General features: G+C 64.5%; 25 protein-coding genes. 7 read left to right on the top strand and 18 right to left on the bottom strand.

Annotated features, from left to right (window positions below; translation table 11 throughout):
* The first annotated feature begins 5 nt into the window (after positions 1–5).
* Both P6U25_RS16375 and P6U25_RS16370 read left to right on the top strand, forming a co-directional pair.
* Positions 6–545 (top strand): RDD family protein, encoded by a 540-nt coding sequence (locus P6U25_RS16375; RefSeq protein ID WP_407152156.1) that lies wholly within the window; start codon positions 6–8, stop codon positions 543–545.
* A gap of 84 nt (positions 546–629) precedes the next feature.
* Complete coding sequence (locus P6U25_RS16370) at positions 630–1,406, top strand: arginyltransferase (protein WP_407152155.1); 777 nt, start codon at positions 630–632, stop codon at positions 1,404–1,406.
* Positions 1,407–1,412: 6 nt separating this feature from the next.
* Here P6U25_RS16370 and P6U25_RS16365 read toward each other — a convergent pair whose 3' ends face one another.
* Entirely contained in the window at positions 1,413–2,783 is a 1,371-nt protein-coding gene (locus tag P6U25_RS16365) for an Nramp family divalent metal transporter (protein WP_407152538.1), read from the bottom strand.
* 220 nt (positions 2,784–3,003) lie between these two features.
* On the opposite strand from P6U25_RS16365, the gene P6U25_RS16360 reads away from it, so the two are divergent.
* On the top strand, positions 3,004–4,245 hold the full coding sequence (locus P6U25_RS16360; protein WP_407152154.1) for an MFS transporter: 1,242 nt from the start codon (positions 3,004–3,006) through the stop codon (positions 4,243–4,245).
* 110 nt (positions 4,246–4,355) lie between these two features.
* Here the strand turns inward: P6U25_RS16360 and P6U25_RS16355 are convergent, their stop codons facing one another.
* Positions 4,356–5,615 carry an adenylate/guanylate cyclase domain-containing protein gene (locus tag P6U25_RS16355; RefSeq protein ID WP_407152153.1) on the bottom strand — a complete coding sequence of 420 codons (1,260 nt, stop codon included), beginning with the start codon at positions 5,613–5,615 and terminating at the stop codon, positions 4,356–4,358.
* Between the two features lie 105 nt (positions 5,616–5,720).
* Between P6U25_RS16355 and P6U25_RS16350 the strand changes: the two genes are divergently transcribed.
* The gene (locus tag P6U25_RS16350; protein WP_407152152.1) at positions 5,721–6,014 is read left to right on the top strand and encodes a hypothetical protein; all 294 of its coding nucleotides are present in this window, start codon (positions 5,721–5,723) and stop codon (positions 6,012–6,014) included.
* Between the two features lie 34 nt (positions 6,015–6,048).
* On the opposite strand, the gene P6U25_RS16345 is transcribed toward P6U25_RS16350, so the two are convergent.
* A complete protein-coding gene (locus tag P6U25_RS16345; protein ID WP_407152151.1) occupies positions 6,049–6,918 on the bottom strand; it encodes a DMT family transporter in 870 nt (289 codons plus the stop codon).
* Between P6U25_RS16345 and P6U25_RS16340 the strand changes: the two genes are divergently transcribed.
* Entirely contained in the window at positions 6,848–7,858 is a 1,011-nt protein-coding gene (locus P6U25_RS16340; RefSeq protein ID WP_407152150.1) for a helix-turn-helix domain-containing protein, read from the top strand. The two genes, P6U25_RS16345 and P6U25_RS16340, sit on opposite strands and share 71 nt — an antisense overlap.
* Here P6U25_RS16340 and P6U25_RS16335 read toward each other — a convergent pair.
* From P6U25_RS16335 to rpoZ, 11 genes are all read right to left on the bottom strand, one after another.
* Positions 7,815–8,753 (bottom strand): cation diffusion facilitator family transporter, encoded by a 939-nt coding sequence (locus P6U25_RS16335; RefSeq protein WP_407152149.1) that lies wholly within the window; start codon positions 8,751–8,753, stop codon positions 7,815–7,817. The genes P6U25_RS16340 and P6U25_RS16335 overlap by 44 nt on opposite strands.
* A 180-nt stretch (positions 8,754–8,933) precedes the next feature.
* Positions 8,934–11,189: a DNA topoisomerase IV subunit A gene (gene parC / locus P6U25_RS16330; protein WP_407152148.1), complete on the bottom strand. Its 2,256-nt coding sequence runs from the start codon at positions 11,187–11,189 to the stop codon at positions 8,934–8,936.
* A 72-nt stretch (positions 11,190–11,261) separates the two neighbouring features.
* On the bottom strand, positions 11,262–12,011 hold the full coding sequence (gene recO, locus P6U25_RS16325) for a DNA repair protein RecO (RefSeq protein WP_407152147.1): 750 nt from the start codon (positions 12,009–12,011) through the stop codon (positions 11,262–11,264).
* Positions 12,012–12,121: 110 nt separating this feature from the next.
* Positions 12,122–12,502 carry a hypothetical protein gene (locus P6U25_RS16320; protein ID WP_407152146.1) on the bottom strand — a complete coding sequence of 127 codons (381 nt, stop codon included), beginning with the start codon at positions 12,500–12,502 and terminating at the stop codon, positions 12,122–12,124.
* 15 nt (positions 12,503–12,517) lie between these two features.
* Positions 12,518–13,441, bottom strand: coding sequence for a GTPase Era (era, locus tag P6U25_RS16315; RefSeq protein ID WP_407152145.1), 924 nt, complete (start codon positions 13,439–13,441; stop codon positions 12,518–12,520).
* Positions 13,434–14,255, bottom strand: coding sequence for a ribonuclease III (gene rnc / locus P6U25_RS16310; RefSeq protein ID WP_407152144.1), 822 nt, complete (start codon positions 14,253–14,255; stop codon positions 13,434–13,436). The genes era and rnc overlap by 8 nt, the downstream gene beginning before the upstream one ends.
* Positions 14,252–15,010, bottom strand: a complete 759-nt coding sequence (gene lepB, locus P6U25_RS16305; protein WP_407152143.1) for a signal peptidase I — start codon at positions 15,008–15,010, stop codon at positions 14,252–14,254. The genes rnc and lepB overlap by 4 nt, the downstream gene beginning before the upstream one ends.
* Positions 15,011–15,296: 286 nt before the next feature.
* Positions 15,297–15,713 carry a holo-ACP synthase gene (gene acpS / locus P6U25_RS16300; RefSeq protein ID WP_407152142.1) on the bottom strand — a complete coding sequence of 139 codons (417 nt, stop codon included), beginning with the start codon at positions 15,711–15,713 and terminating at the stop codon, positions 15,297–15,299.
* Positions 15,710–16,483 (bottom strand): pyridoxine 5'-phosphate synthase, encoded by a 774-nt coding sequence (locus tag P6U25_RS16295; protein WP_407152141.1) that lies wholly within the window; start codon positions 16,481–16,483, stop codon positions 15,710–15,712. Before P6U25_RS16295 ends, acpS begins: the two co-directional genes overlap by 4 nt.
* Positions 16,484–16,638: 155 nt before the next feature.
* On the bottom strand, positions 16,639–18,930 hold the full coding sequence (locus tag P6U25_RS16290; protein WP_407152140.1) for a RelA/SpoT family protein: 2,292 nt from the start codon (positions 18,928–18,930) through the stop codon (positions 16,639–16,641).
* Between the two features lie 216 nt (positions 18,931–19,146).
* Positions 19,147–19,539: a DNA-directed RNA polymerase subunit omega gene (gene rpoZ / locus P6U25_RS16285; protein WP_024512695.1), complete on the bottom strand. Its 393-nt coding sequence runs from the start codon at positions 19,537–19,539 to the stop codon at positions 19,147–19,149.
* Between the two features lie 358 nt (positions 19,540–19,897).
* On the opposite strand from rpoZ, the gene P6U25_RS16280 reads away from it, so the two are divergent.
* A complete protein-coding gene (locus P6U25_RS16280; protein ID WP_407152139.1) occupies positions 19,898–20,533 on the top strand; it encodes an NYN domain-containing protein in 636 nt (211 codons plus the stop codon).
* A complete protein-coding gene (locus P6U25_RS16275) occupies positions 20,514–21,173 on the top strand; it encodes a uracil-DNA glycosylase (RefSeq protein WP_407152138.1) in 660 nt (219 codons plus the stop codon). The genes P6U25_RS16280 and P6U25_RS16275 overlap by 20 nt, the downstream gene beginning before the upstream one ends.
* A 176-nt stretch (positions 21,174–21,349) precedes the next feature.
* Here P6U25_RS16275 and P6U25_RS16270 read toward each other — a convergent pair whose 3' ends face one another.
* The 4 genes from P6U25_RS16270 to dapA form a co-directional block, all read right to left on the bottom strand.
* Positions 21,350–21,940 carry a peroxiredoxin gene (locus P6U25_RS16270; protein WP_407152137.1) on the bottom strand — a complete coding sequence of 197 codons (591 nt, stop codon included), beginning with the start codon at positions 21,938–21,940 and terminating at the stop codon, positions 21,350–21,352.
* Between the two features lie 103 nt (positions 21,941–22,043).
* Positions 22,044–22,520: an SsrA-binding protein SmpB gene (smpB, locus tag P6U25_RS16265; protein WP_212398364.1), complete on the bottom strand. Its 477-nt coding sequence runs from the start codon at positions 22,518–22,520 to the stop codon at positions 22,044–22,046.
* Between the two features lies 1 nt (position 22,521).
* Positions 22,522–22,938: a large conductance mechanosensitive channel protein MscL gene (gene mscL, locus P6U25_RS16260; protein WP_407152537.1), complete on the bottom strand. Its 417-nt coding sequence runs from the start codon at positions 22,936–22,938 to the stop codon at positions 22,522–22,524.
* A gap of 59 nt (positions 22,939–22,997) precedes the next feature.
* On the bottom strand, positions 22,998–23,888 hold the full coding sequence (dapA, locus tag P6U25_RS16255) for a 4-hydroxy-tetrahydrodipicolinate synthase (protein ID WP_407152136.1): 891 nt from the start codon (positions 23,886–23,888) through the stop codon (positions 22,998–23,000).
* Positions 23,889–24,084: the final 196 nt, after the last annotated feature.

The following is a 24,084-nucleotide window of genomic DNA, read 5'->3' as shown; positions in this document are numbered from 1 at the left end:
TGGTCATGTCCTACGGCAATGACGGTGGCACCTGGCGCAACGACGGCGGCGTTCCGCCGCATGCGTTCGATCCCTGGACGCAGCCGGAACTGTTCCGCGGCGTGCTGACCCGACGCGTGTTCGCGTTCCTGATCGATCTTCTCGTGCTCGCGGTGCCGGTGATCCTCGCGGTGCTGTTCATCGCGATTTTCGGCATCGTCACGCTCGGCCTTGGCTGGGCGTTGTTCTGGCTGGTGTCGCCGGCCTCGATCATCTGGGCGATCGTCTATTACGGCGCCTCGATCGGCGGCCCCCATTCGGCCACCATCGGCATGCGCATGATGGATCTGGAACTGCGTACCTGGTACGGCGCCCCCGGCTACTTCGTGCTCGGCGCTGTCCATGCCGTGCTGTTCTGGGCGACGGTCTCGTTCCTGTCGCCCTTGGTGCTGCTGGTCGGTCTGTTCAACGGCCGCCGCCGGCTGCTGCACGACATCATCCTGGGAACCGTCATTATCAACAGTTCGGTCCGGGCCCCGGTGGCGCCGGCCGCGCGGGCCTATTAGGCCCGCTTAAACCAATTGACCGCTAGCCTCCGGAGGGCGATGTTCATTCGGCTGCCTGTTTTGTGTGGAGCCTGACGATCCGACGTGACCCAGCACTCGCGTGATACTCCGCAGTTCTATCTGACCGCGCCCTCGCCCTGCCCCTATCTGCCGGGCCGGCATGAGCGCAAGGTGTTCACGCATCTGGTCGGCGACAAGGCCGGCGATCTCAACGACTTGCTGACCCATGGCGGCTTTCGCCGCAGCCAGTCGATCGCCTATCGCCCGGCCTGTGACCAGTGCCGGGCCTGCGTCTCGGTCCGAGTGGTCGCCAACGAATTCCGCCCCTCCCGCAACTTCCGCAAGGTGCTCGCCCGGAACGCCGACATCGTCGGCGAACAGCGCAGCGCTGTGCCGACCTCCGAGCAATATTCGGTCTTCCGCGCCTATCTCGACCGCCGCCACCGCAACGGCGGCATGGCGGACATGACGGTGCTCGACTACGCAATGATGGTCGAGGACAGCCACGTTGAGACGCGGATCATCGAGTATCGCAAGCGCAGCGCCGATAGCGGCATCACCGGCCGTGGCGACGAGCTGGTGGCGGTGGCGCTCACCGACGTGCTCAGCGACGGGCTGTCGATGGTTTATTCGTTCTTCGAGCCGTCGCAGGAAAGCCGCTCGCTCGGCACCTTCATGATCCTCGACCATATTGCTCGCGCTCGCCGGCAGGGCCTGCCCTATGTCTATCTCGGCTATTGGATCGAGGGGTCGACGAAGATGGACTACAAGAGCCGCTTCCTGCCGCAAGAGCGGCTCGCGCCAAGCGGCTGGCTGCGCGTCGACGCCGCCGGCGAACTGCTGGCGGAGCCGCAGGACTGATCCTCGTTATCCGAAGAACGTATCGATCAAGAGCTTGACGTTCAGGATCACGATCAGGCCGGCAACGATCCATGCCGCGGCCGCGACTGATGCGGAGATCGCGAACCCGCCCATCTTGCGCTTGTCGGACACGAAGCGAACCAGCGGAATCACCGCAAACGGCAGTTGCATCGACAGCACGACCTGGCTCAGCACCAGAAGCTGCGCCGTGCCGCTCTCGCCATAGAGCGCGGCAACGCCGATGACCGGAATGATGGCAATGCCGCGCGTCACCAGCCGCTGCGCCCAGTCCGGCAGCCGCAGGTCGAGGAAGCCCTGCATCACGATCTGGCCGGCCAGCGTCGCCGTCACCGTGGAGTTGAGGCCGGATGCGAGCAGGGCCACCGCAAACAGCGTCGAGGCGATGCCGAGGCCGAGCAGCGGCGACAGCAGCTCGAAAGCCTGGTCGATCTCGGCGACATCGGAATGACCGCTCTTGTGGAAGGTCGCGGCCGCCAGGACCAGAATCGCGGCGTTGACGAACAGCGCCAGCATCAGCGCGATGGTGGAATCGAGCGTCGCCCACTTGATGGCGTCGCGGCGGCCTTCGTCGGTGCGCGGATAGGCGCGGGTCTGCACGATCGAGGAATGCAGGTAGAGATTATGCGGCATCACGGTGGCGCCGATGATCCCGATCGCGATGTAGAGCATCTCCGGATTGGTGACGATCTCGCGCGACGGCATTAAGCCGCCGATCACGGCGGCCACCGGCGGCGCGGCGGCCGCGATCTGCACCGCGAAGCAGACCGCGATGACGATCAGCAGCGCGACCACGAAGGCCTCCAGGAAGCGGAAGCCGCGGTTCATCAGGAGCAGCAGCAGGAAGGCGTCGAGCGCCGCAAGCAGCGCACCACCGACCAGGGGAATGCCGAACAACAGCTTGAGCGCGATCGCAGTGCCGATCACCTCGGCGAGGTCGCAGGCGATGATCGCGGCCTCGCAGGCGAGCCAGAGCAGGAAGTTCACCGGCCGCGAGTAGGTGGCGCGGCAGGCCTGCGCCAGATCGCGGTCGGTTGCGATGCCGAGCCGTGCCGCCAGCGCCTGCAGCAGGATCGCCATCAGGTTCGAAAGCAGGATGACCGACAGCAGCGTGTAGCCGAACTTGGATCCGCCCGCGAGGTCGGTGGCCCAGTTGCCGGGGTCCATGTAGCCGACCGATACCAGGTAGCCCGGTCCCGCGAACGCCAGCAGTCGCCGCCACCACAACCCGCTCCTGGGAACCGCGACCGTCGCATTCACCTCGGGCAGACTTCGGGCATGGCCGGCATCCCGGCGCCAGCCGACGGTGGCCGGTGGGGAACCGGAAACAATGGTCACTTCAGGCGATCGGGCATCCATACCCATAAAGATGGCCGAACCGCCCCCTTAATGCAACTCATTTGCAACTGCATCTAGACTCACGAAGGCGCGACCCCGTGGGACGTCGCGGAGCCGCCCGCAACCATCGCAGGTCTATCGCGCAGCGGGCCTTCGCTTTGGCGTTGTCGGGAAACGGGTGGGATCGGACGTCCTCCAACCACACACTATGGCCAGATCGAATGTCTCACAGGAATCTGCCATGTCCGCCGATACGCAACACCTGCCAGCCACGTTCAATCGCCTGGCTTGGTCCAACCTCGCCGCGCAATCGGCCGAGCAGATCGCTCTGGCTGCCGCTCCCATCGTCGCCGTGCTGCTGCTCGGCGTCGGCGAGGGTCAGACCGGCCTGCTGCAGACGGCGCTGACGCTGCCCTTCATCCTGTTCGCCATCCCCGCAGGCCTGCTCGCCGACCGGGTGTCGCGGCGCTGGGTGATGGCGGGCTCCGAGGCGCTGCGCGCGGCCGCGCTCGCGATCATCCTGCTGTCGATCTGGCTCGGCTTCCTGACCCTGCCCTTGCTCGCTCTGCTCGGCTTCATCGCGGTCTGTGGCACCGTCGCCTACAGCGTCGCCGCCCCCGCGCTGGTGCCGTCGCTCGTGACGTCGCAGCAATTGCCGGCCGCGAACGCCCGGATCGAGTTGGCACGCACCGTGGCCTTTGCCAGTGGACCCGCGCTCGGCGGCGTGCTGGTCGGCTGGGTCGGCGCTGCCCCTGCGTTTGGCTTCGCCGCGGCACTGTCGGCGATCGCGGTCGTGCTGCTGGCCGGACTTTATGAGCCCGCACGCCCGCCGGCGCCGCAGCGCCATCCGCTGCAGGACATCAAGGAAGGTGCCGCCTTCGTGTTGCACCACGCCCTGCTGCGGCCGGTGTTCATCACCCAGTTCATCTTCAACACGGCCTCCTTCCTGCTGCTCGCCGTGTTCGTGCCCTATGCGGTGCGCCATCTCGGACTCAGCGCGACCGGTGTCGGCACGACGCTCGCAATGTATGGCGTCGGCATGGTGGTCGGTGCCCTGTTCGCAACCCGCGTGATGAAGCGGCTGGCGTTCGGCACCGTGATCGGGCTCGGCCCGGTGACCGGCTTCGTCGCAGCCGCCGTGATGGCGCTGACCACCTGGGCCCCGACGCCGCTGCTCGCGGGCCTCAGCTTCTTCCTGCTCGGCGTCGGCCCGATCCTGTGGGTGATCTCGACCACCACCCTGCGCCAGTCGGTGACGCCACCCTCCCTGCTCGGCCGGGTCTCGGCGATCAACATCATGAGCTACGGCGCCCGCCCGCTCGGCTCCGCGCTGGGCGCAATCGTCGGCGGTCTCTACGGCGCCGAAGCCTGCCTGTACCTCGCGGCCGCGATCTTCGCCGCGCAGGCGCTGGTGATCCTGATGTCACCGGCCGTGTCACTGACGCGGCAGCCCGACATGGTCGGCGAGCCGGCGCGCTGCTGAATAGCCCCGGCCCCAGCGTCATTGCGAGGAGCGAAGCGACGAAGCAATCCATTTCTCCATAAGGGGAGACGTGGATTGCTTCGCTTCGCTCGCAATGACGCTGAGAAGGCCTAGCTCGCCAGGTAGCGCTCGTACTTGCCGCCGACAACCTCGTCGGCGGCGACGGCCGGATCGAGCGTATAGAGATCCTGCGCATTGCTGATCCCGCGCAGCACGAAGCGGCCGGTCGAGACCAGATAGTTCCGGCCCGCGGCGTCGAGACCGGTACGGAAGGCCGTCGACGTCAGCAATTCCCGGTCGACCGAGGCACACATCGAGGCAATCCTGCTGACCTCGTTGACCGCGGGTCCGACCACCGTGAAATCGAGCCGGTCCTCGCTGCCGATATTGCCGTAGAAGACCTCGCCGACATGAAGGCCGACATAGGCCGTGGTGGTCGGCCTGGCTTCCGAGGCGCGACGCGCGTTCAGCGCATCTATATTGCCGCGGAATTTGTGCTCGGCCCGAAGCGCCGCTCGCTTCGCGTTTGCCATGTTCTCGCTGGTGAACATCGCCAGCACGCCGTCGCCGATCAGCTTGAGGACCTCGCCGCCGGCGTCATGGATCGCGTCGATCGAAGCCTGCGCGTAATCGTTGAGGAAGGGAATGATCTCGTCCGGGCCGATGCGCTCGCTGATCGCGGTCGAGCCGCGGACGTCGGAGTACCACAACACGGCCCTGATCTTCTCCGTGACACCGCGCTGCATGCGCCCACGCAAGACCTGCTCTGCCGTCTCGCGTCCAAGGTAGACCCGCCCGAGCGTACGGGCGATCTCGACCTGGGCAGCCGACTTGATCGCGAGCCCGAGCACCGGCACCAGGTCACGCAGCGCAGCCATGTGGTTTTCGTTGAACCCGCCCGAATGCCGCGTCGTGTAGTAGGAATAGAAGCAATCCATCTCCCCGATCGTGCCCGCCTCGCCGAAGCGATGTACGAAGGCAGCGAAATGCTTGTGGCCCTTCTCCGCAAGCTCACCGACCATCGAGAAATCGAGGGCGCCGCTGTCGGTGAGATCGATCACCATCTCATCGTGGCCGTGCTCGAGCATGTGATAGAAGGCCGATCGCCGCCAAGTCTGGCTCGCCTCGCCCGTGCTCGTCGAGCCGTATTCGAAGATATCGGCCTCGTTGCTTTCGCCGTCGTTCCAGCGGAACCCACGGCCCTCGAAGATTGGATGCAGCGTATCGATGAAGACGATCGCCCGGGACAGCGGCATGCCCGCGGCGCGGCAGCGCTCGCAGAAGCCGCGCAGCAGATCGTTTTCGGGCAAGCCCTTGAGACCCTGGCTGACCAGCCAGTTCGTCAGGCGCAAACGGGACGTCAGTTCCATGGGGGGATTATGCCGGTCAATTGGTGCGGGAGATAGGCTCGTGGCCGCGTGCCAGGCCGTGGCCGGGGCGCGGGGTGTCCATCACATGCGACTGCGGATGCCGCAATGCAAGCCGGCGGCATGGCGTTTTCCCTGGAATGCAACCTTTTCGAAGGGGCCCGCTTTGCGCTTCCCTTTGCGCGGTCTTTGGCGCACAAAATCGGCATGGACAACGACACCGGCCCGAACTCCGCGGTCCAACGCTTTGTGCAATGGGCGATCAAGCCGCCGCAGTCCTATGCGGTCTATCTGGTGTGTCTGATTCTGGTCTTCACCCTGTCGTTCTACGCCGGCACGTTGAAGCCGAAACAGGCACCTGCTTTATCGCCGGTTGCCACACCGGCCGCGCCGCGAGGATAACTAGGAGGGTCGCAAGACGGCACCGCCATACCCGTCAGGCGTCCGAGGTTGCGATCCAGATCCCGGCGAACACTGCGATTAGACCGACCACCAGATTGGGCGTGATCGGTTCGCCGACCAACTGCGTCGCAAGCAACCCCGCAGCGACCGGATTGATCGTCATGGTGTTGGCGACGCGGGTTGGTGACGCCCGCTCTAACGCCAGCACCCACAGGATGAAGGCCAGCGCCCCACCGGCCACTCCGAGATAAAGTCCGGCGATCCATTGCGGCGCCGCAAAATCACGCAGCGTCGCCACGCTGCCGGTGAACAGTCCCACGACCACCAACGCAACGGCACCGGTGCCCATGCCGACGGTAAGGAAGCCGAGCGCGCTCGAGCGGCGGATCAACGGCCGCGACAAGACATTATAGAACGCCATGCACAAGACGGCTGCCGCCATGATCAATTCGCCGCGCCACGCGCCTGCCGGCGCCGCCGATAGCCCGGATGCCAGTGCTGCGCCTACTCCGAGGACCGCGATCACGACACCGATCGATTTGCGTGGTGTCAACGGCTCGACCCGAAGGGCGGCACCGACCACCATGGTGGAGAGCGGCAGCGTCGCCAGCGCAAGGCTCGCACGCGCCGCCGTCGTGTAGGATATCGCGATGTTGTAGAGCACGAAGAACACGCCGAAAAAGGCGAAGCCAAGCGCAGCGACTGCCAGCGAGTCATCACGTCCCGGCCACTTTGCATGCAGCAGCAGCGCCGCGGGAAGAACACAGAGAAAACCGATGACCCAGCGCAGGATCGCGAGTGTGATCGGATCTGCATTACCGGCAAGATAACGCGTGATCGCCGCCGCCGTGCCGCCGAGACAGCTCGAAATCAACGCGATCGCAACGCCGATCCATTCACTCATGCCAGGCCCGATGCGTTTCGATTTGGCTTATGCCATCTTGCCCGGCAAGATCATCTCGGCAACTACTTGGCAGGTATTCATGTCGCAGCAGCACGATTTCGCCGCGAGCTTGCGTGGGTGGCGGCAGCGCAAGGGCTATTCGCAGCTCGAGCTCGCCGGACGCGCGGACATCTCGCAGCGCCATCTGAGCTTTCTGGAGCTCGGACGCGCCGCACCGAGCCGCGACATGGTGATCCGCCTTGCAACCGCGCTCGATGTGCCACTGCGCCAGCAAAATGCGCTACTGGTCGCAGCCGGCTTCGCGCCGGTTTGGCGGCAAACCGACCTTGGCGCTCCCGAGCTTTCCCAGGTCCGTCACGCGCTGGATTTCATGCTGGCCCAGCAAGAGCCCTTCCCCGCCGTCGTGGTCGACCGGCACTGGAATTTGCTGTTGGCCAATTCAGGTGCTGGACGACTGGTGGAATTCCTGGTCGGGCCGCTGGCTCCCGGTGCGCCGGTGAATCTTGCCGATGCGCTGGTCGCCCCCGACGTGTTGCGGCCGCATCTCACGAACTGGACCGAGGTTGCCGCCTATTTCCTCCGCAGCGTCGAGGCTGATGCTGCCGCCGACGGCACCGCTGGCACTGCGGACTTACTCCGACGCCTGCGCGCTTATAATGGTGTGGCGGCGGCGCTTGGCGCGCAACCGGCGACGTCGCCGCCTGATCCAGTCCTCCCCATGCGATTCCGTAAGGGCAACGTCCAACTGCAATTGTTCACCACCATTGCGACGCTGGGGATTCCTCAGGACATCACGCTACAGGAGCTGCGGATCGAGAGCTTCTTCCCGATGGACGAGGAAACCGCCCAGGTGTTCCGGCGCTGGGCCGCGAGCACCTCGACACAGGCCAGAGCCGCTACACCGTCTCCGCCGGCGCCAGTCGGCAGGTCTCGCTACTGATCTCGACCTGTAGCGTCGCGTGATGGATGTCGAACCTATGCGAAAGCTCCGCGCAGACCTGATGCAGGAACGCATCGTCATGGCCGCCGGGGCGAACCAGGTGCGCGGTGAGCGCGGTCTCGCTCGTGCTCATCGCCCAGATGTGCAGATCGTGAACCTCGATGACGCCCTCGAGCGTCAACAGATAGTCCCTCACCGCCTTGAGATCGATGCCCTTCGGCACCGCATCGAGCGCCAGATTGACGCTGTCGCGCGCGAGTTCCCAGCCGCTCACCAGCACGACCAGTGCGATGACGAGACTGATCGTCGGGTCGAGCCACTGCCAGCCGGTCGTCATGATCAGAAGCGCGGCGACGACGACACCGAGCGAGACGGCGGCATCCGCCGCCATGTGCAGATAGGCCCCGCGGACATTGAGGTCGGTGTCGCGGCCGCGCATGAACAAGAGCGCGGTACCTCCGTTGATGAGGATGCCGAGCGCCGCAACCCAGACCACGGTCCAGCTCGCCACCTCGGCCGGTTCGCGCAAGCGGTTGATCGCCTCGACCGCGATGCCGCCGACGGCGATCAGCAGCAGCCCGGCATTGGCAAGCGCGGCCAGGATCGAGGCACGACGATAGCCATAGGTGTGGGTATCGGTCGGCCGCTTGCCGGCAAGCCATGCCCCAGCCCAGGCCAGCAGCAGGGCGATCACGTCGGAGAAATTGTGAACGGCGTCCGAGACCAGCGCCAGCGAGTTAGCGGAATAGCCGAAGATCAGTTCAGCGACGACGAATGCGGTGTTCAGCGACGCGCCAATCGCAAACGCCGCACCAAAACTGTCGGGCACGTGGCTGTGGCCGGCATGCCCGTGAGCACCACCGTCGGGATCATGATCGTGATGATGATGCGCCATTCGCCTGGCAACCGTCGCCTGATCTCATTGACGACGGTTATAGCGCGGTGAAATATGGATACTATCACACCGCGCTCGGCGAAAATGTAACCCGGATGGAGCGAAGCGAAATCCGGGAGCGGTGCCCGCAAGCCAAGGCTCCCCGGATTGCGCTTCGCTCCATCCGGACTACAGCGTGGCTTACTCCACGCCGCGATTGAACTTGTTCGACTTCGGCAGGCCGTGGGCGAGCCGGCCGGCGTCGGCGCGGCTGCCGCGCCAGTCGGCCAGTTCCTTCATGGTCATGCTGTGATCGCGGCCGGCTGAATCCTTCCAGGTCAGGCCAACCTTGGAATCGAACACCGCGACATCGGACAGCGCCGCGCTGGTGTACTTCTGCAAGCGCACGCCGCGGCCGCGTGCCATCTCCGGCACCTGGTCGAGACCGAACAGCACCATCTTGTGATTGGTGCCGATCACCGCAACGGTGTCGCCGGTCACAGTGGTGATCGCGCGGGCCTCGTTCGGCATCTCCACATTGAGCACCTGCTTGCCCTTGCGGGTGTTGCTGACGCAGTCCTCTTCCTTGACGACGAAGCCCTGGCCCTCGCTGCTCGCGATCAGGAACTTGCGCTCGCCCTTGTTGACGAACAGCGCGATGATCGCGGCATCCTGCTCGAGATCGATGAACATGCGGATCGGCTCGCCATGGCCGCGCCCGCCCGGCAGCTTCGCCACATCAAGCGAGTAGAACTTGCCGTTGGTGGCAAACAGCAACAGCTTGGACGTTGTCTCGGCAAAGAACGAGTGCTCGAGCTTGTCGTCGGTCTTGAAGGCGAGACCCGAGAGATCCTCGACATGGCCCTTCAGCGTCCGCACCCAGCCCTTCTCGGAGATCACGACCGTGCACGGCTCGCGCTCGACGAAGGCTTCCTCGATTGCGGCCAGATCGTGCTCGGGCGCGTCGGCAAAGGTGGTGCGGCGCTTGCCGAGCGGGGTCTTGGGTCCGAACATGTCGCGGACCTTGGTGACCTGCTCGCCGACCTTGGCCCATTGCTGCGGTTCGGAGCCGAGCAGGCCCTCGATGCCCTTCAGCTCCTTCCGCAACTCCTTATCCTCGTTGCGGATCTCCATCTCCTCCAGCCGCCGCAAGTTGCGCAGGCGCATGTTGAGGATGGCATCGGCCTGGATGTCCGACAGCTTGAAGGTCTTCATCAAGACCGGCTTCGGCTCGTCTTCGGTGCGGATGATCTTGATCACCTTGTCGAGGTTCAGATAGGCGATCAGTTGCCCACCGAGAATTTCCAGGCGATGCTCGATCTCACCCTTGCGGAAATTGGAGCGGCGGATCAGCACGTCGCGCAGATGGTCGAGCCATTCGCGCAAGCACTCGGCCAGGCCGACCACCTTCGGGATGCGGCCCTTGATCAGCACGTTGAGGTTCAGCGAGATCCTGCTTTCCAGCTCGCTCAGCCGGAACAGCGACTCCATCATCAGCGCAGGATCGACCGTGCGCGACTTCGGCTCGATGACGAAGCGGATGTCTTCGGTCGATTCATCGCGGACGTCGCCGACCAGCGGCAGCTTCTTCTGCTCCAGCAGCTCGATGATCTTCTCATGCAGGCGCGACTTCTGCACCAGCCACGGGATTTCGGTGACGACGACCACCCAGGTGCCGCGAGCGCCCTCCTCCACCGACCAGCGCGCGCGGGTGCGGAACGAGCCGCGGCCCGTCGTGTAGGCCTCGACGATCGCTTCCTTGGAATCGACGATGATGCCGCCGGTCGGGAAATCCGGGCCCTTGACCCATCTGAGCAGCGCCTTCGACTTGGCGTCGGGCTTGTCGATCAGATGCAGCGCGGCGTCGCAGAGCTCGGCGGCATTGTGCGGCGGGATCGCGGTCGCCATGCCGACCGCGATGCCCTGCGAACCGTTGGCGAGCAGGTTCGGGAAGCCGCCGGGCAGAACCACCGGCTCCTTGCCGCTGTTGTCATAGGTCGGCTTCAGTTCGACAGCGTCTTCGTCGATGCCATCAAGCAGCAGCCGTGCGACATCGGTCAGCCGCGCCTCGGTGTAGCGCATGGCCGCCGGGTTATCGCCGTCGATGTTGCCGAAGTTGCCCTGACCGTCGACCAGCGGATAGCGAGAGTTGAAATCCTGGGCCAACCGCACCATGGCATCATAGATCGCCTGGTCGCCATGCGGATGGTATGAGCCCATCACTTCGCCGACGATCTTGGCGGACTTCTTCGGCGTTACGCCGGGATCGAGCCGCAACAGCCGCATGCCGTAGAGGATGCGCCGGTGCACCGGCTTCAGGCCGTCGCGGGCGTCCGGCAGCGCGCGGTGCATGATGGTCGAGAGCGCATAGGCGAGATAGCGCTCCTCGAGCGCATCACGCAGCGGCACCTCGTGAATTTCGGCCGGCTCTTCCGGCGGTATCTGTCGTTTTCCCATGGGGAGGCGTTAAACCGTGACGATGAATCGGGCAAGACGCGAATCAGCGGCAATTTAGGCCGCGAACCGGGCCTACGGAACCGCCGCCCTGGGCCGCCGCTTCGTCACCGCGTTGATAAATCCGTGGCGGGCATCGGAATGGCCCTGCCCGCGCGGCTCCAGCACGTGGCGAAGCAGGAACAGTCCGGTGACCTGGAACCCGTCGAGCAGGTCCTGCTCGGACCAGGCATTCGCGCCACTCTCGCCCTCGCGCAGGAACGCCGGCAATGGCAGCAGGCGATCGCGCCACGCCTCGCCGGCTGCGCGCGACACCGCGCCGCCGGATTTCGGCGAAACGTAGATCAGCTCACTGGTCGCGCCGGTGGCCGCGCAGCTCTGCAGATCGAGCCCGAAGCCGAGCTCGGCCAGCATCGCCAATTCGAACCGGATCAGATGCACCGCAGCGATGCCGGGCTCCTCGAAATCGTCCAGCGTCCATTGCAGCATCTCGTAGATATCTTCGTGAGGATCCCGCTCCGGCAGCAGCCGCGCCAACGCTGCCAGATGCGTCACGCCGTAAACGCCGTGGGAGGAGCCGAGCAGCGTCGCCGCGCGCAGCCGCGTGCCCTCGATCGCGTACATGCCGAGATGCTCGTCGAGCCGCGCCCGCCACACCGCCGTGACATTGTTGCCGGGCTGCAGCAGCGGCCGCATTCGCGAGCTGGCGCCGCCGCGCACCAGGCCCAGATGGCGGCCGTGCTCGCGCGTCAGCAGCTCGACAATGGCGGAGGATTCGCCATGCCGACGCACGCCCAGCACGATGCCTTCGTCGGTCCATTCCATGAGGACACTTTACAGGATTCCGACTGAACGCGCGCGTCCCCTGATTCCCGATGCACGATTGTGCATCTGCGGTCTGGTCCTTCGGACCATCCCGGAATGACGCTCGGCACCTACGCGTTGAACCAGCCCTGCGCATCGCCGGTGAAGGAGAAATAGAGCCCGGCCGTGGTCAGGATGCAGGACACCACCTCGATGCCGCTGTCGAGCTCCACGCCGCGGTCGCCGATCACCTGCACCAGCGAGATTACCGACAGCACCAGCGCCGCGCCGAGCGCCCAGCGCGGCCAATTCTTGCGGCGCTGCGCGGCGAGCCAGACGAAATACATCAACAGCACGATCATGCCGCCGGCCATCAGCGTCGCCACCATGATCATCTGGTCGGTCATCTCACTGTTCGGCGTGCGGTCCTGGAATGCCACCGACAACGCATCCAGCGTCAGCGAGAGATAGAGCAGCACTTCAAACCACAGCACGTTTCTAGGCACGTTCATCGCACACGCCGGCTCTTATTCCTTGGGGAAGTCCAGTCCCATTTCCCGGTAACGGTCCGGGTCGTCGCCCCAGTTCTCGCGCACCTTGACGAACAGGAACAGATGCACGGGCACGCCCATGATCTCGGCGATCTCCTTCCGCGAATCCGCGCCGATCGCCTTGATGGTGGCACCGCCCTTGCCGAGCACGATCTTTCGCTGGCTCTCGCGCTCGACGAAGATCGTCTGCTCGATCCGGATCGAGCCGTCCTTGCGGTCGGTCCAGCTATCGGTCTCGACGGTCGACTGGTACGGCAGCTCCTGATGCAGGTGCCCGTAGATCTTCTCGCGCGTGATCTCCGCCGCCAGGTGCCGCATCGGCGCATCCGACATCTGGTCCTCGGGATACAGGAACGGTCCCTCCGGCACCATGGTCGCCAGCGTCTGGCGCAGGTCGGCGACGCCGTCGCCGGACAGCGCGGAGATCATGAACGTGTGCTCGAAGCGCATCCGCTCGTTGGCTGCCTGCGCCAGCGCCAGCAGCTTTTCGCGCGGGACGAGATCGATCTTGTTCAGCACGAGGATCTTGGGGTGCCCGACGGTTTCGAGCTTGGCGAGGATTGCGCGCGCCTCCTCGTCGAGGCCCGCCTTGGCGTCGAGCAGCACGCAGACCAGATCGGCGTCATGGGCGCCGCTCCAGGCGGTCGACACCATGGCGCGGTCGAGCCGGCGCCGCGGCGCGAAGATGCCGGGCGTGTCGACCAGGATGATCTGCGCGTTGCCCTCGATCACGATGCCGCGGATCAGCGCGCGCGTGGTCTGCACCTTGCGGGAGACGATGGTCACCTTGGAGCCGACCAGCGCATTGACCAGCGTCGACTTGCCGACATTGGGAGCGCCGATCAGCGCGACGAAACCGCAGCGCGTCGCGGCCCCCTGCCCTTTGGCCTCATCAGTCATTGGTGCCGACGCCCTCGCGCTCGATCATCGCCGAGGCCGCCGCCTTCTCGGCCGCGCGCTTGTTGCCGCCGACGCCCTCGGCAGAAGCCAATCCCGGCAGGTCGACGGCGACCCGGAACTGCGGATCATGGTGCGGGCCGGTACGCTCGATCTCGCGATAGACCGGCGTCGGCAACCCCTTGCCCTGGGCCCACTCCTGCAACACGGTCTTGGGGTCGCGCAGCGGGCGACGGGGCTTGTGCATCCGCTCGGTCCAGTTGCGCTCGACGAATTGCCGCGCAGCCTCGTAGCCGCCGTCGAGATAGACCGCGCCGATCACGGCCTCGCAGATGTCGCCGAGCACCGATTTGCGCAGGCGCGCTCCCTCGACCGCCTTCACCATGCCGAGCTTGATGTCGTCGAGCAGGCCGAGCGATTTGGCAACGTCTGCACAGCTTTCCTTGCGCACGAGGTCGGCGAGCCGCTTCGACAACTCACCTTCATCGGCCTTCGGAAAGGCGCGGAACAGCATGTCGGAGACGATCAGCCCAAGCACGTGATCGCCAAGAAATTCGAGCCGCTGGTAACTGTCGGCGCGGTTGCGCGTGGCGGGCTTGAGCGCGGAGACGTGGGTGAACGCGGTGGTCAGCAATGCGGGATCGGTGAAAGTGTATCCGATGCGCGCCTCGGTGCCGGCGATTGCGGCCCTTTCCTCTGCAGCCTTGGCAGCCTTGCTGCGCCGCTTCTTCGGCGCGGCCTCACCGCCGGCGGCAGGCGTCCGGCTTGGCTCACCAGGTGGCGGTTGATCCTTGATGGCGGATGTCTCGTCGTTCATCGCACAATGGAGAATATGCGATTCCACCGCACGGCGGTGGGCCAGCGCCAGAACATCCAGGCGTGCTCGCCCTCGGCGATCGAGAAGAAGATCATCTGGGCCCGCCCGACGATGTTCTCCAGCGGCACATAGCCGACCGCCGACAGCACCCGGCTGTCGGTCGAATTGTCGCGGTTGTCGCCCATCATGAAGAAATGACCTTCGGGCACGGTGTAGACGTTGGTGTTGTCGTAGAAGCCGTTGTCGACGCAATCGAGCGTCTCATAGCTGACGCCGTTCGGGAGCGTCTCCTTCCACCGCTTGACGCGGGCGGTGGCGTCCGAGCCGCAGGGATCTTCACCGACGAAATCGCTCATGCGTTCGCGCTTGACCGGGACGTCATTGATGTAAAGCAGTCCCTCCTTCATCTGGATGCGGTCGCCGGGAAGGCCGATCACGCGCTTGATGTAGTCGGTGGTGTCGTCCTTGGGCAGCCGGAACACGACGATGTCGCCGCGATTCGGGTTGGAGCCGAAAATGCGCCCGGAAAACAGCGGCGGCGACAACGGGATCGAATAGTGGCTGTAGCCGTAGGAGTATTTCGACACGAAGAGGTAGTCGCCGACCAGCAGTGTCGCCTTCATCGAGCCTGAGGGGATGTTGAACGGCTGGAACAGGAAGGTCCGGATGACGAGCGCAATCAGCAGAGCGTGGATGACGACGCGGATGGTTTCGCCCAAGCCGCTTTCAGATTTGGTCCCGGTGGTCGCGCTCATTGCTTTCCCAATTCCCGCGAGCCTTGGTGCCCGCGCGGTGGCAGAACGTTCTCTTCCCGCGAAGCGTTCGGTCCTCGCGTGAGGAAAATGGCCTTGATTCTGATCTTGAGGGCAAATTCCGGCGCAAACCCGAATCCGCGTCTCGCTCGATGCTAACCCTGCGGCGTTTTAGACCGTTGTTCGCGCGCACGCAATCAATCGCCGCCCAAAAACTTCACAATCCATTGAAATATCAAGGACTTTTAAGTTTTCTGAAGATTTCTGGCGACCTCGCGGGCTGCCGGACTCATTTGGCGGGGGCAACAGCCGAAATTATGACAAAGGCCTGCGCGAGCGGCCAATCGTCGGTGATCGAGAGGTCGATCCGCGCCTCCAGGCCCTCGGGCGTCAGCTCCTGCAGCCGCGCCAGCGCTCCGCCCGTCAGCCGCATGGTCGGCCGTCCCCCGGGCAGATTCACCACCCCCATGTCCTTCCACCACACGCCGCGCCGGATTCCGGTGCCGAGCGCCTTGGAGCAGGCCTCCTTGGCCGCGAAGCGCTTGGCGTAGGTCGCAACCACCATCTTCTCGCTGTTGGCGCGGCGCATCGCCTTGGCTCTTTCCGTGTCGGTGAAGATGCGCTCGAGGAAGCGCTCGCCATGGCGCTCGATCACCTTGGCGACCCGGGTGATGTCGATCAGGTCGGAGCCGATGCCGATGATCATGCGCCGACAGCGCCCTCTGCCTTGGCGCGACCGCGATCCATCGCCGCGCGCATGGCGCGGACGGTCTCGGCGATGCCGACGAACAGCGCCTCGCCCATCATGAAGTAGCCGATGTTGAGCTCGCGGATCTCAGGCAGCGCCGAGATCGTCTCCGTCGTCTCATAGTCGAGGCCGTGGCCGGCATGGACCTCGAGCCCTGCCGCATTGGCGAGCCTGACACCCTCGACGATCCGCTTCCATTCGGCCTCGGCCTTGTCCTTGTGGCCGTCGACCACGGCATCGCACCAGCCGCCGGTGTGGATCTCGATCACCGGCGCTTTCAATGTCGCGGCCATCTCGATCTGCCTGGGATCGGCGGCGATGAACAGTGAGACCCGGATGCCGGCATCGCTGAGCCGCGCGATGAAGGGCGCGAGCGCATTGTGCTGCCCGACGACGTCGAGACCGCCCTCGGTGGTGAGTTCCTGACGCCGCTCCGGCACCAGGCAGACAGCGTGCGGCTTGGTGGCGAGCGAAATCCGCAGCATGTCGTCGGTCGCCGCCATCTCGAAGTTCAACGGCTTCGATATTTCGGCCTTCAGCCGGGCCATGTCTTCGTCGCGGATATGGCGGCGATCCTCGCGCAGATGCGCGGTGATGCCGTCGGCCCCGGCCGCGATCGCCGCAAGCGCCAGGCGGACCGGATCGGGCCGCGCCCCGCCCCGCGCGTTGCGCAAGGTGGCGACGTGATCAACATTGACGCCGAGGCGCAGCGGAGGAGCTTTGGACATCAAACCACTCTCTGACAAATCAGTTAAACCATCGCCTCATCCTGAGGAGCGGCGCCTTCGCCGCGTCTCGAAGGATGTGGCCCCGTCTCGGGCCGCATGGTTCGAGACGGCGCTGACGCGCCTCCTCACCATGAGGATCGACGAGAGGCGGAAGTCTAGCCATTGACGCGCTCGACCCGAGCGACGACGGCCTTGGCGCGCAACTGGGCAATGATAGCGCTGAGATGCTTGAGGTCATAGACCTCGAGATCGATGGTCAGCTCCGTGAAATCGGGGGAGCGGCGCGACATGTGGATGTTGTCGATATTGCCGTCGTGCTCGGCGATCACGGTCGCGATCTGAGCCAGGCTGCCGGGCTCGTTGACGTTGTGGACCAGGATCCGCGCCGGGAAGCGCTGCGGCATGGTCTCATCGACGTCCCAGCGCACGTCGAGCCAGCGCTCCGGCTCCTCCTCGAAATCCTTCAGCGCCGGCGACTGGATCGGATAGATCGTGATGCCCTCGCCCGGCGTGACGATGCCGACGATGCGATCGCCTGGCACCGCGCCGCCGTTCGGCGCGAACTTCACCGGCAGGTCGGAATTGATGCCGCGCACCGGGATCACCGAGGCAGCGCGCGCCGGATGCGGCGGCGTCTGGGTCTTCAGCTTGGCGGCGAGCCCCTTCGAGGTGCCATAGCGGACCAGCCGCTCCTCCTTGTAGTCGGGATACATCGCGCGCGCGACGTCGGAGGCCTTGATCTCGCCACGCCCGACCGACGCCATGACGTCCTCGATCGAGGTGCGCGCCAGCCGCGGCAGCGCGCCCTTCAGCTTGTCGTCGGCGTATTCGATCTTGGCACGGGCGAACAGACGGTCGACGATGCGGCGGCCGAGGCCGGCATACTGGTCGCGCACCGCGTTGCGGGTGGCGCGCCGGATCGCGGCACGGGCCTTGCCGGTGACGGCCAGCGCCTCCCAGGCCGACGGCGGAGCCGACTGCGCCTTCGAGGTCATGACCTCGACCTCGTCGCCGTTCTGCAATTCGGAAGACAACGGCGCGAACTTGCCGTTGATCTTGCACCCGACCGCGCTGTTGCCGACGTCGGTATGCACCGCATAGGCGAAGTCGACCACCGTGGCCTGGCGCGGCAGCGCGATCAGCTTGCCCTTCGGCGTGAAGCAGAACACCTGGTCATGGAACAGCTCGAGCTTGGTGTGCTCCAGGAACTCTTCCGGGTTGGCGCTTTCCGAGAGGATGCCGATGGTGTGGCGCAGCCAGGCGAAGGCGTTGGATTCGTGCTTCAGCCGCTCGTTCGGCGAGCCCGCCCCTTCCTTGTAGAAGGCGTGCGCCGCAATGCCGAACTCGGCGATCTGGTTCATCTCCTCGGTCCGGATCTGCAGCTCGACGCGCTGCTTGCCCGGCCCGATCACCGTGGTGTGGATCGAACGGTAGTCGTTCTGCTTCGGCGTCGAGATGTAATCCTTGAAGCGGCCCGGCACCACCGGCCAGGTCGTGTGGACGATGCCGAGCGCACGATAGCAGGCACCGACGTCGTCGAGGATGACGCGGAAGCCATAGATGTCGGACAGTTGCTCGAAGCCGATCGACTTGCGCTCCATCTTGGTCCAGATCGAAAATGGCTGCTTGCGGCGGCCGAATACCCGCGCGGTGATGCCGTTCTTCTGCAGGTTCTTGGAAAGCTGGCTTTCGATCTCGCCGATCAGGTTGCGGTTGCGATCGGCCAGCGCATCAAGCCGCTGCTTGACCACCGCATAGGCCTCGGGATCGAGCACGAAGAACGAGAGGTCCTCCAGCTCGCCGCGCATTTCCTGCATGCCCATGCGGCCCGCGAGCGGCGCATAGATATCGAGGGTCTCCTCGGCGATGCGGCGACGCGACGCAGGCGGCACGAACTCCAGCGTGCGCATGTTGTGCAGGCGGTCAGCGAGCTTGACCAGCAGCACGCGCACGTCGTCGGCGATCGCAAGCAAGAGCTTGCGCAGGTTCTCGGCCTGCTTGGCCTCGCGCGACACCAGTTCCAGCCGCTTCAGCTTGGTCAGGCCCTCGACCAGCGCGCCGATCTCATGGCCGAACACGTGATCGATCTCGGCCCGCGTCGCCTCGGTGTCCTCGATCGTGTCATGCAGCAGCGCCGCAACGATCGTGGCGTCATCGAGCTTAAGGTTGGTCAGAATCGCGGCGACCTCGAGCGGATGTGAGAAATAGGGATCGCCGGAGGCGCGCGTCTGGGTGCCGTGCGCCTTCATGGCGTAGACGTAGGCGCGGTTCAGCAGATCTTCGTTGGTATCGGGATTGTAGGAGCGGACGCGCTCGACGAGGTCATATTGCCGCATCATCCGCGCCCTCGGCCTGCCCGACTTCTCAGCCGTGGACGACGCCGGCGCCACCGCGACCGTTTCGGTCGCAGCCTGCATCTGGCTGGAGCTCCGGCGCCGATAAACCATGGACGCATTGCCTTTCGCGCGAGCCGGGTGGCCCTCTCTATCCAATCTAGTGCGCCTTCGAATGAAGCTGCACCCCGCATGAGGCCAGAAACGTTCAATTTCCCGCGCCCGCATAGGACGCATCGTAACAGCAAAATTGTCAACAAAAGCAAAGGCCCGGAGCAATGTCCGGGCCTCTGGCAATCTGTGCTGAGCTTGCGGGCTGGGAGCCCGGCCTTACTCGTCTTCCTCGGGCTGCTCTTCCGGGGGCGCCAGGCCTTCCAGGCCCTTCAGCAGCTCCTCCTCGGTCATCCGTTCGACGGCAACCTCGGTATCGTCGGCATCGACGCTGGCGCCGGCGGAACCGATCAGCGGAACGGTGTCGGGCTCGGGCTCGTCGACCTCGACGAACTTCTGCAGGGAATGCACGAGTTCCTCGCGGAGGTCTTCCGGGGAGATCGTGGAGTCGGCAATCTCCCGCAGCGAGACGACAGGATTCTTGTCGTTGTCACGATCAACCGTAAGTTGTGAACCTGACGAAATCATCCTGGCGCGATGCGCCGCCAACAGGACGAGGTCGAAGCGGTTGTCGACCTTATCAATGCAGTCTTCAACGGTGACGCGAGCCATCTCGAGGCGCTCCGTGGTAAAAGGGACCGAATATGCGGATTATGAGGGTTAGTTATAGGCCCGGCCACCGTTTCGCAAGGCAAAATTTGTGATTTGCCTTCCGAACAGGCTCTGATACGCCGTTACCCGGGCCAGAATGGCCGGAACGCCCGATGACAAGGCCTGGTTGCTGTCCCGGGCAGGTAAATCTCTTCATTGCAATGTCAAAGGTCTAGGCATTTTGCCCTCGCCTCACCATAATTGCGGTGGTGACTGTCGTGGGGAAAGATTCACCGAACTTTAGGCAGCAACGCCAGACATTGCGCGCGGTCGCTCGCCGCGGCGCTATGAACACTAACAACCACGCGAGAACACTTTGATGTCGTCACCTGTTTCCAACAAGATCGCGCTCTTCATTGACGGAGCGAATCTTTACGCTACCGCTAAGACGCTGGGGTTCGACATCGACTACAAGCGCCTGCTGAAGGAGTTCCAGGGCCGCGGCACGCTGCTACGAGCGTTCTACTATACCGCGATCATCGAGGATCAGGAGTATTCGTCGATCCGCCCGTTGATCGACTGGCTCGATTACAACGGCTACACCGTCGTCACCAAGGCCACCAAGGAATTCATCGACGCCAGCGGACGTCGCAAGGTCAAGGGCAACATGGACATCGAGCTCGCCGTCGACGCCATGGAACTTGCCGAGCACATCGACCAGATGATTTTGTTCTCTGGCGACGGCGACTTCCGTTCGCTGGTCGAGGCGGTACAGCGCCGCGGTGTTCGCGTCACCGTGATCTCGACCATCGCCAGCCAGCCGCCGATGATCGCCGACGAATTGCGCCGCCAGGCCGACGTCTTCACCGACCTGGTTGAACTGCAATCCAAGCTCGGCCGCGATCCATCCGAACGTCCGGCCCCGCGTGAACCGCGCCATCACTCGCCGCAATTCCTGCAGCGCGCGACCACCACCGTGGCCCCACGGGGAGCCGATGACGATTTCGACGAGTAGTCTCGTCACTCCATCCACCCGACCCGACAGCAACTGCCCACTCTGCCCGCGGCTGGCCGACTTTCGCGCGCAGGCCCGTGCGCGTGAGCCGGGCTGGTTCAACTCGCCGGTGGATTCCTTCGGCGATGCCGGTGCGCGGCTGCTGATCGTCGGGCTTGCGCCGGGTCTTCAAGGCGCCAACCGCACCGGCCGCCCCTTCACCGGCGATTACGCCGGTGACCTACTCTACAGCACCCTGCTTGAGTACGGCTTTGCCCGTGGTGTCTATCAGGCGCGGCCGGACGACGGCCTCAAGCTGATCGATTGCCGGATCAGCAATGCAGTGCGCTGCGTGCCGCCACAGAACAAGCCGCTGCCTGTGGAGATTAATTGCTGCCGGCAATTTCTGAGCGCGACCATCGCCGCGATGCCGAAGCTGCGCGCGATCGTGCTGCTCGGACGCATCGCGCATGAATCGACGGTGAAGGCGCTGGGGCTTCGCCTGGCCGCAGCGCCGTTTGCGCACGGCGCCGTGCATGTCGCCGGACAGTTCAAGCTGTACGACAGCTATCATTGCTCGCGCTACAACACGAACACGGGCGTGCTGACGGCCGACATGTTCCGCAAGGTCTTCGCGACCGTGCGCAAGGATCTCGGCTAGCTGGCATACGCGACTGCCCTGGGCGGAGGCACCCGGAAAATTTCTGAATATTAGAAATATATCCCTGAATTGCCCGACGTGTCAAATTGCTTGGTCGAATGCCGGCCGCCGCCGGCTACTTTGCATGGGGTTGTTCTCGATATTTTGGCAGCGCCGCTGCGACGACCCCATGACCTTCATATTGCCCTGGTCCCCTGCGGATTGGCCTTCAGCCATTCCAGCACGTCACCGGCGTTCCGGTCCGGCGGGAATACCGGATAGAACACGTGGGTGATGCGCGCATCATCGATGATCAGGGCGAGGCGCTTGATCAGGGTCAGGCCTGCCACCGACATCGTCGGCAACTTCAGCGCTTGTGTCAGTTCCAGGTCCTCGTCCGACAGCACCGGAAACGGCAGATGCAGCCGCGAGGCCATCTCGGTCTGGTACTCATTGCTCTGTGTCGACAGGCCGAACACATGGGCGGCGCCGGCCGACTTCAATTCGGCGAACAGGTCGCGGAACGAGCAGGCCTGCGGCGTGCAGCCCCGCGCGCCGGGGATCATGTCCCAATCGTCGACCAGTCCGATTTTGCCGGGCTCGCCGGTCCGCGGATAGGCGAACACCACGGTGCGCCCCTCGAGCGCCGACAACATTACTGACGTATCGTTGGTCGCGCGCAGCGTGATCGAGGGGATCGTCATGCCGGCCAGATGCGCCGCGCCGCCATCGTCTGACGGTGCCGGAATCTTGCTCCAGTCGACGTCGGTCAGACTTGGCTGCGTCATGTCACGCTCCAGGAGGCTGCGAATGGTGAAGGGCCCGCAGCAGATGGAAAGAAGGCATGTCCCCCTCCCCTATTCGCCACTCGCCATTCACCGTTCGCCCCAATCATCCCCGCGCCCGCATCAGGCGGCCCTTCTCGCGGCCCCAGTCGCGCTTCTTGACGGTCTCGCGCTTGTCATGGAGCTTCTTGCCCTTGGCAACCGCCAGCAAGAGTTTGGCGCGGCCGCGCTCGTTGAAATAGAGCTTCAGCGGGATGAGCGTCATGCCCTCGCGATCGACCGCGCCCAGCAGCTTGTTGATCTGCTTGCGATGCAGCAGCAGCTTGCGCGGCCGCTTCGGCTCGTGGTTGAAGCGGTTGGCCTGCAGGTATTCCGGAATGTTGGCGTTGATCAGCCATAACTCGCCGTTCTTGGAATCCGCGTAGGATTCCGCGATCGTGCTCTTGCCGCTGCGGATCGACTTCACCTCGGTGCCGGTCAGCGAAATGCCGGCCTCGACGGTGTCCTCGATCGCGTAGTTGAAGCGGGCCTTGCGGTTCTCGGCGACGACCTTGATCGGGCGCTCGTTCTTGTCAGCAGCCACTTTAGCTCTTCTTGAGAAGATCGCGGATTTCGGTCAGCAACTCGACCTCGGGAGTCGGCTTCGGCGGCTCCGCGGGTTTCGCTTCTTCCTTGCGCTTGAACTGGCTCATCACGCGGATCACGATGAACAGCACGAAGGCGATGATCAGGAAGTTCAGCGTCAGTGTGATGAAGTTGCCCCAGGCCAGCACCGCGCCCTGCTTCTTGGCGTCGGCCAGGTTGCTCGCAGTCACCGACTTGGCAAGCGGAGTGAAGTAGTTGGAGAAGTCGAGGCCGCCGGTGATCGCGCCGATGATCGGCATGATGACATCGCCGACCAGCGAATTGACGATCGCGCCGAACGCCGCGCCGATGATGACGGCGACGGCAAGGTCGACGACGTTGCCCTTCATGGCGAACTCGCGGAATTCCTTCAGCATGCCCATCCCCTTCTGTTCGACGTTACGTACCGCGGTGTTCACGGCGCACTCCGCTTGCCTCAGTTGATCAGCCCGGCATGCACCATGGCGCTGCGGACGGCCGCGCGCGTCGACTCGGCGACCGGGACCATCGGCAGGCGCAGCTTCTCGTCCATCTTGCCGAGCAGCGACATCGCGTATTTGACCGGTGCAGGATTGCTCTCGATGAAGAGATTGGTGTGCAGCGGCATCAGCTTGTCATGGATCTTCAGTGCGGTGGCCGCGTCACCCTTCTGCCAGGCGGTCTGGAACTCCGAGCACAGCCGCGGCGCGACGTTCGACGTCACCGAGATGCAGCCATGGCCGCCATGCGCCATGTAGCCGAGAATGGTCGCATCCTCGCCGGACAATTGGTTGAAGTCCTCGCCCATCGCCGCGCGCTGCTGCGAGACCCGCACCATGCTGGCGGTGGCGTCCTTGACGCCGGCGATGTTCTTCAACTCGAACAACCGCTTCATGGTGTCGACCGACATGTCGATCACCGAGCGCGGCGGGATGTTGTAGATGATGATCGGAATGCCGATCGCGTCGTTGATCGCCTTGAAATGCTGGTACAGGCCCTCCTGGGTCGGCTTGTTGTAATAGGGCGTTACGACCAGCACGGCGGTCGCGCCTGCCTTCTCGGCATGTTCGGCCAGTTCGATGGCCTCCTTGGTCGAATTCGAGCCGGCGCCTGCGATGACGGGCACGCGGCCCTTGGCCTCCTCGATACACCACTCGACCACCCGCTTGTGCTCGTCGTGGCTCAGCGTCGGGCTTTCGCCGGTGGTGCCGACCGGCACCAGGCCGTGCGTGCCCTCGGCGATCTGCCAGTTCACGAGGCTGCGGAATGCCGCCTCGTCCACGCCGCCGTTTTTGAAGGGCGTCACCAAGGCAGTGAATGAACCCCGGAATTTTGTCTTGGCTGCCATGGTATTCCTCCAAACGCTTCAGGCTGGCGGCTGGGCTGACGTGTCGTGGTTCTGGCGCGCGTCCTGTTCGCGTGCCGCCAGCCGGGACGCGCGAAAACGCCGTGAATGCCAACTCATATCGGGTCTGGCGCAGGGACGAAAGGGCCGCATCGTACCTATCCCGGCCGCGATTTTGCCGTGGTGCTGGCGCAAACAG

This window comes from Bradyrhizobium sp. ORS 86 (assembly GCF_045571475.1).
Taxonomy (GTDB): domain Bacteria; phylum Pseudomonadota; class Alphaproteobacteria; order Rhizobiales; family Xanthobacteraceae; genus Bradyrhizobium.
This window is presented reverse-complemented; position numbering and strand designations above follow the sequence as displayed.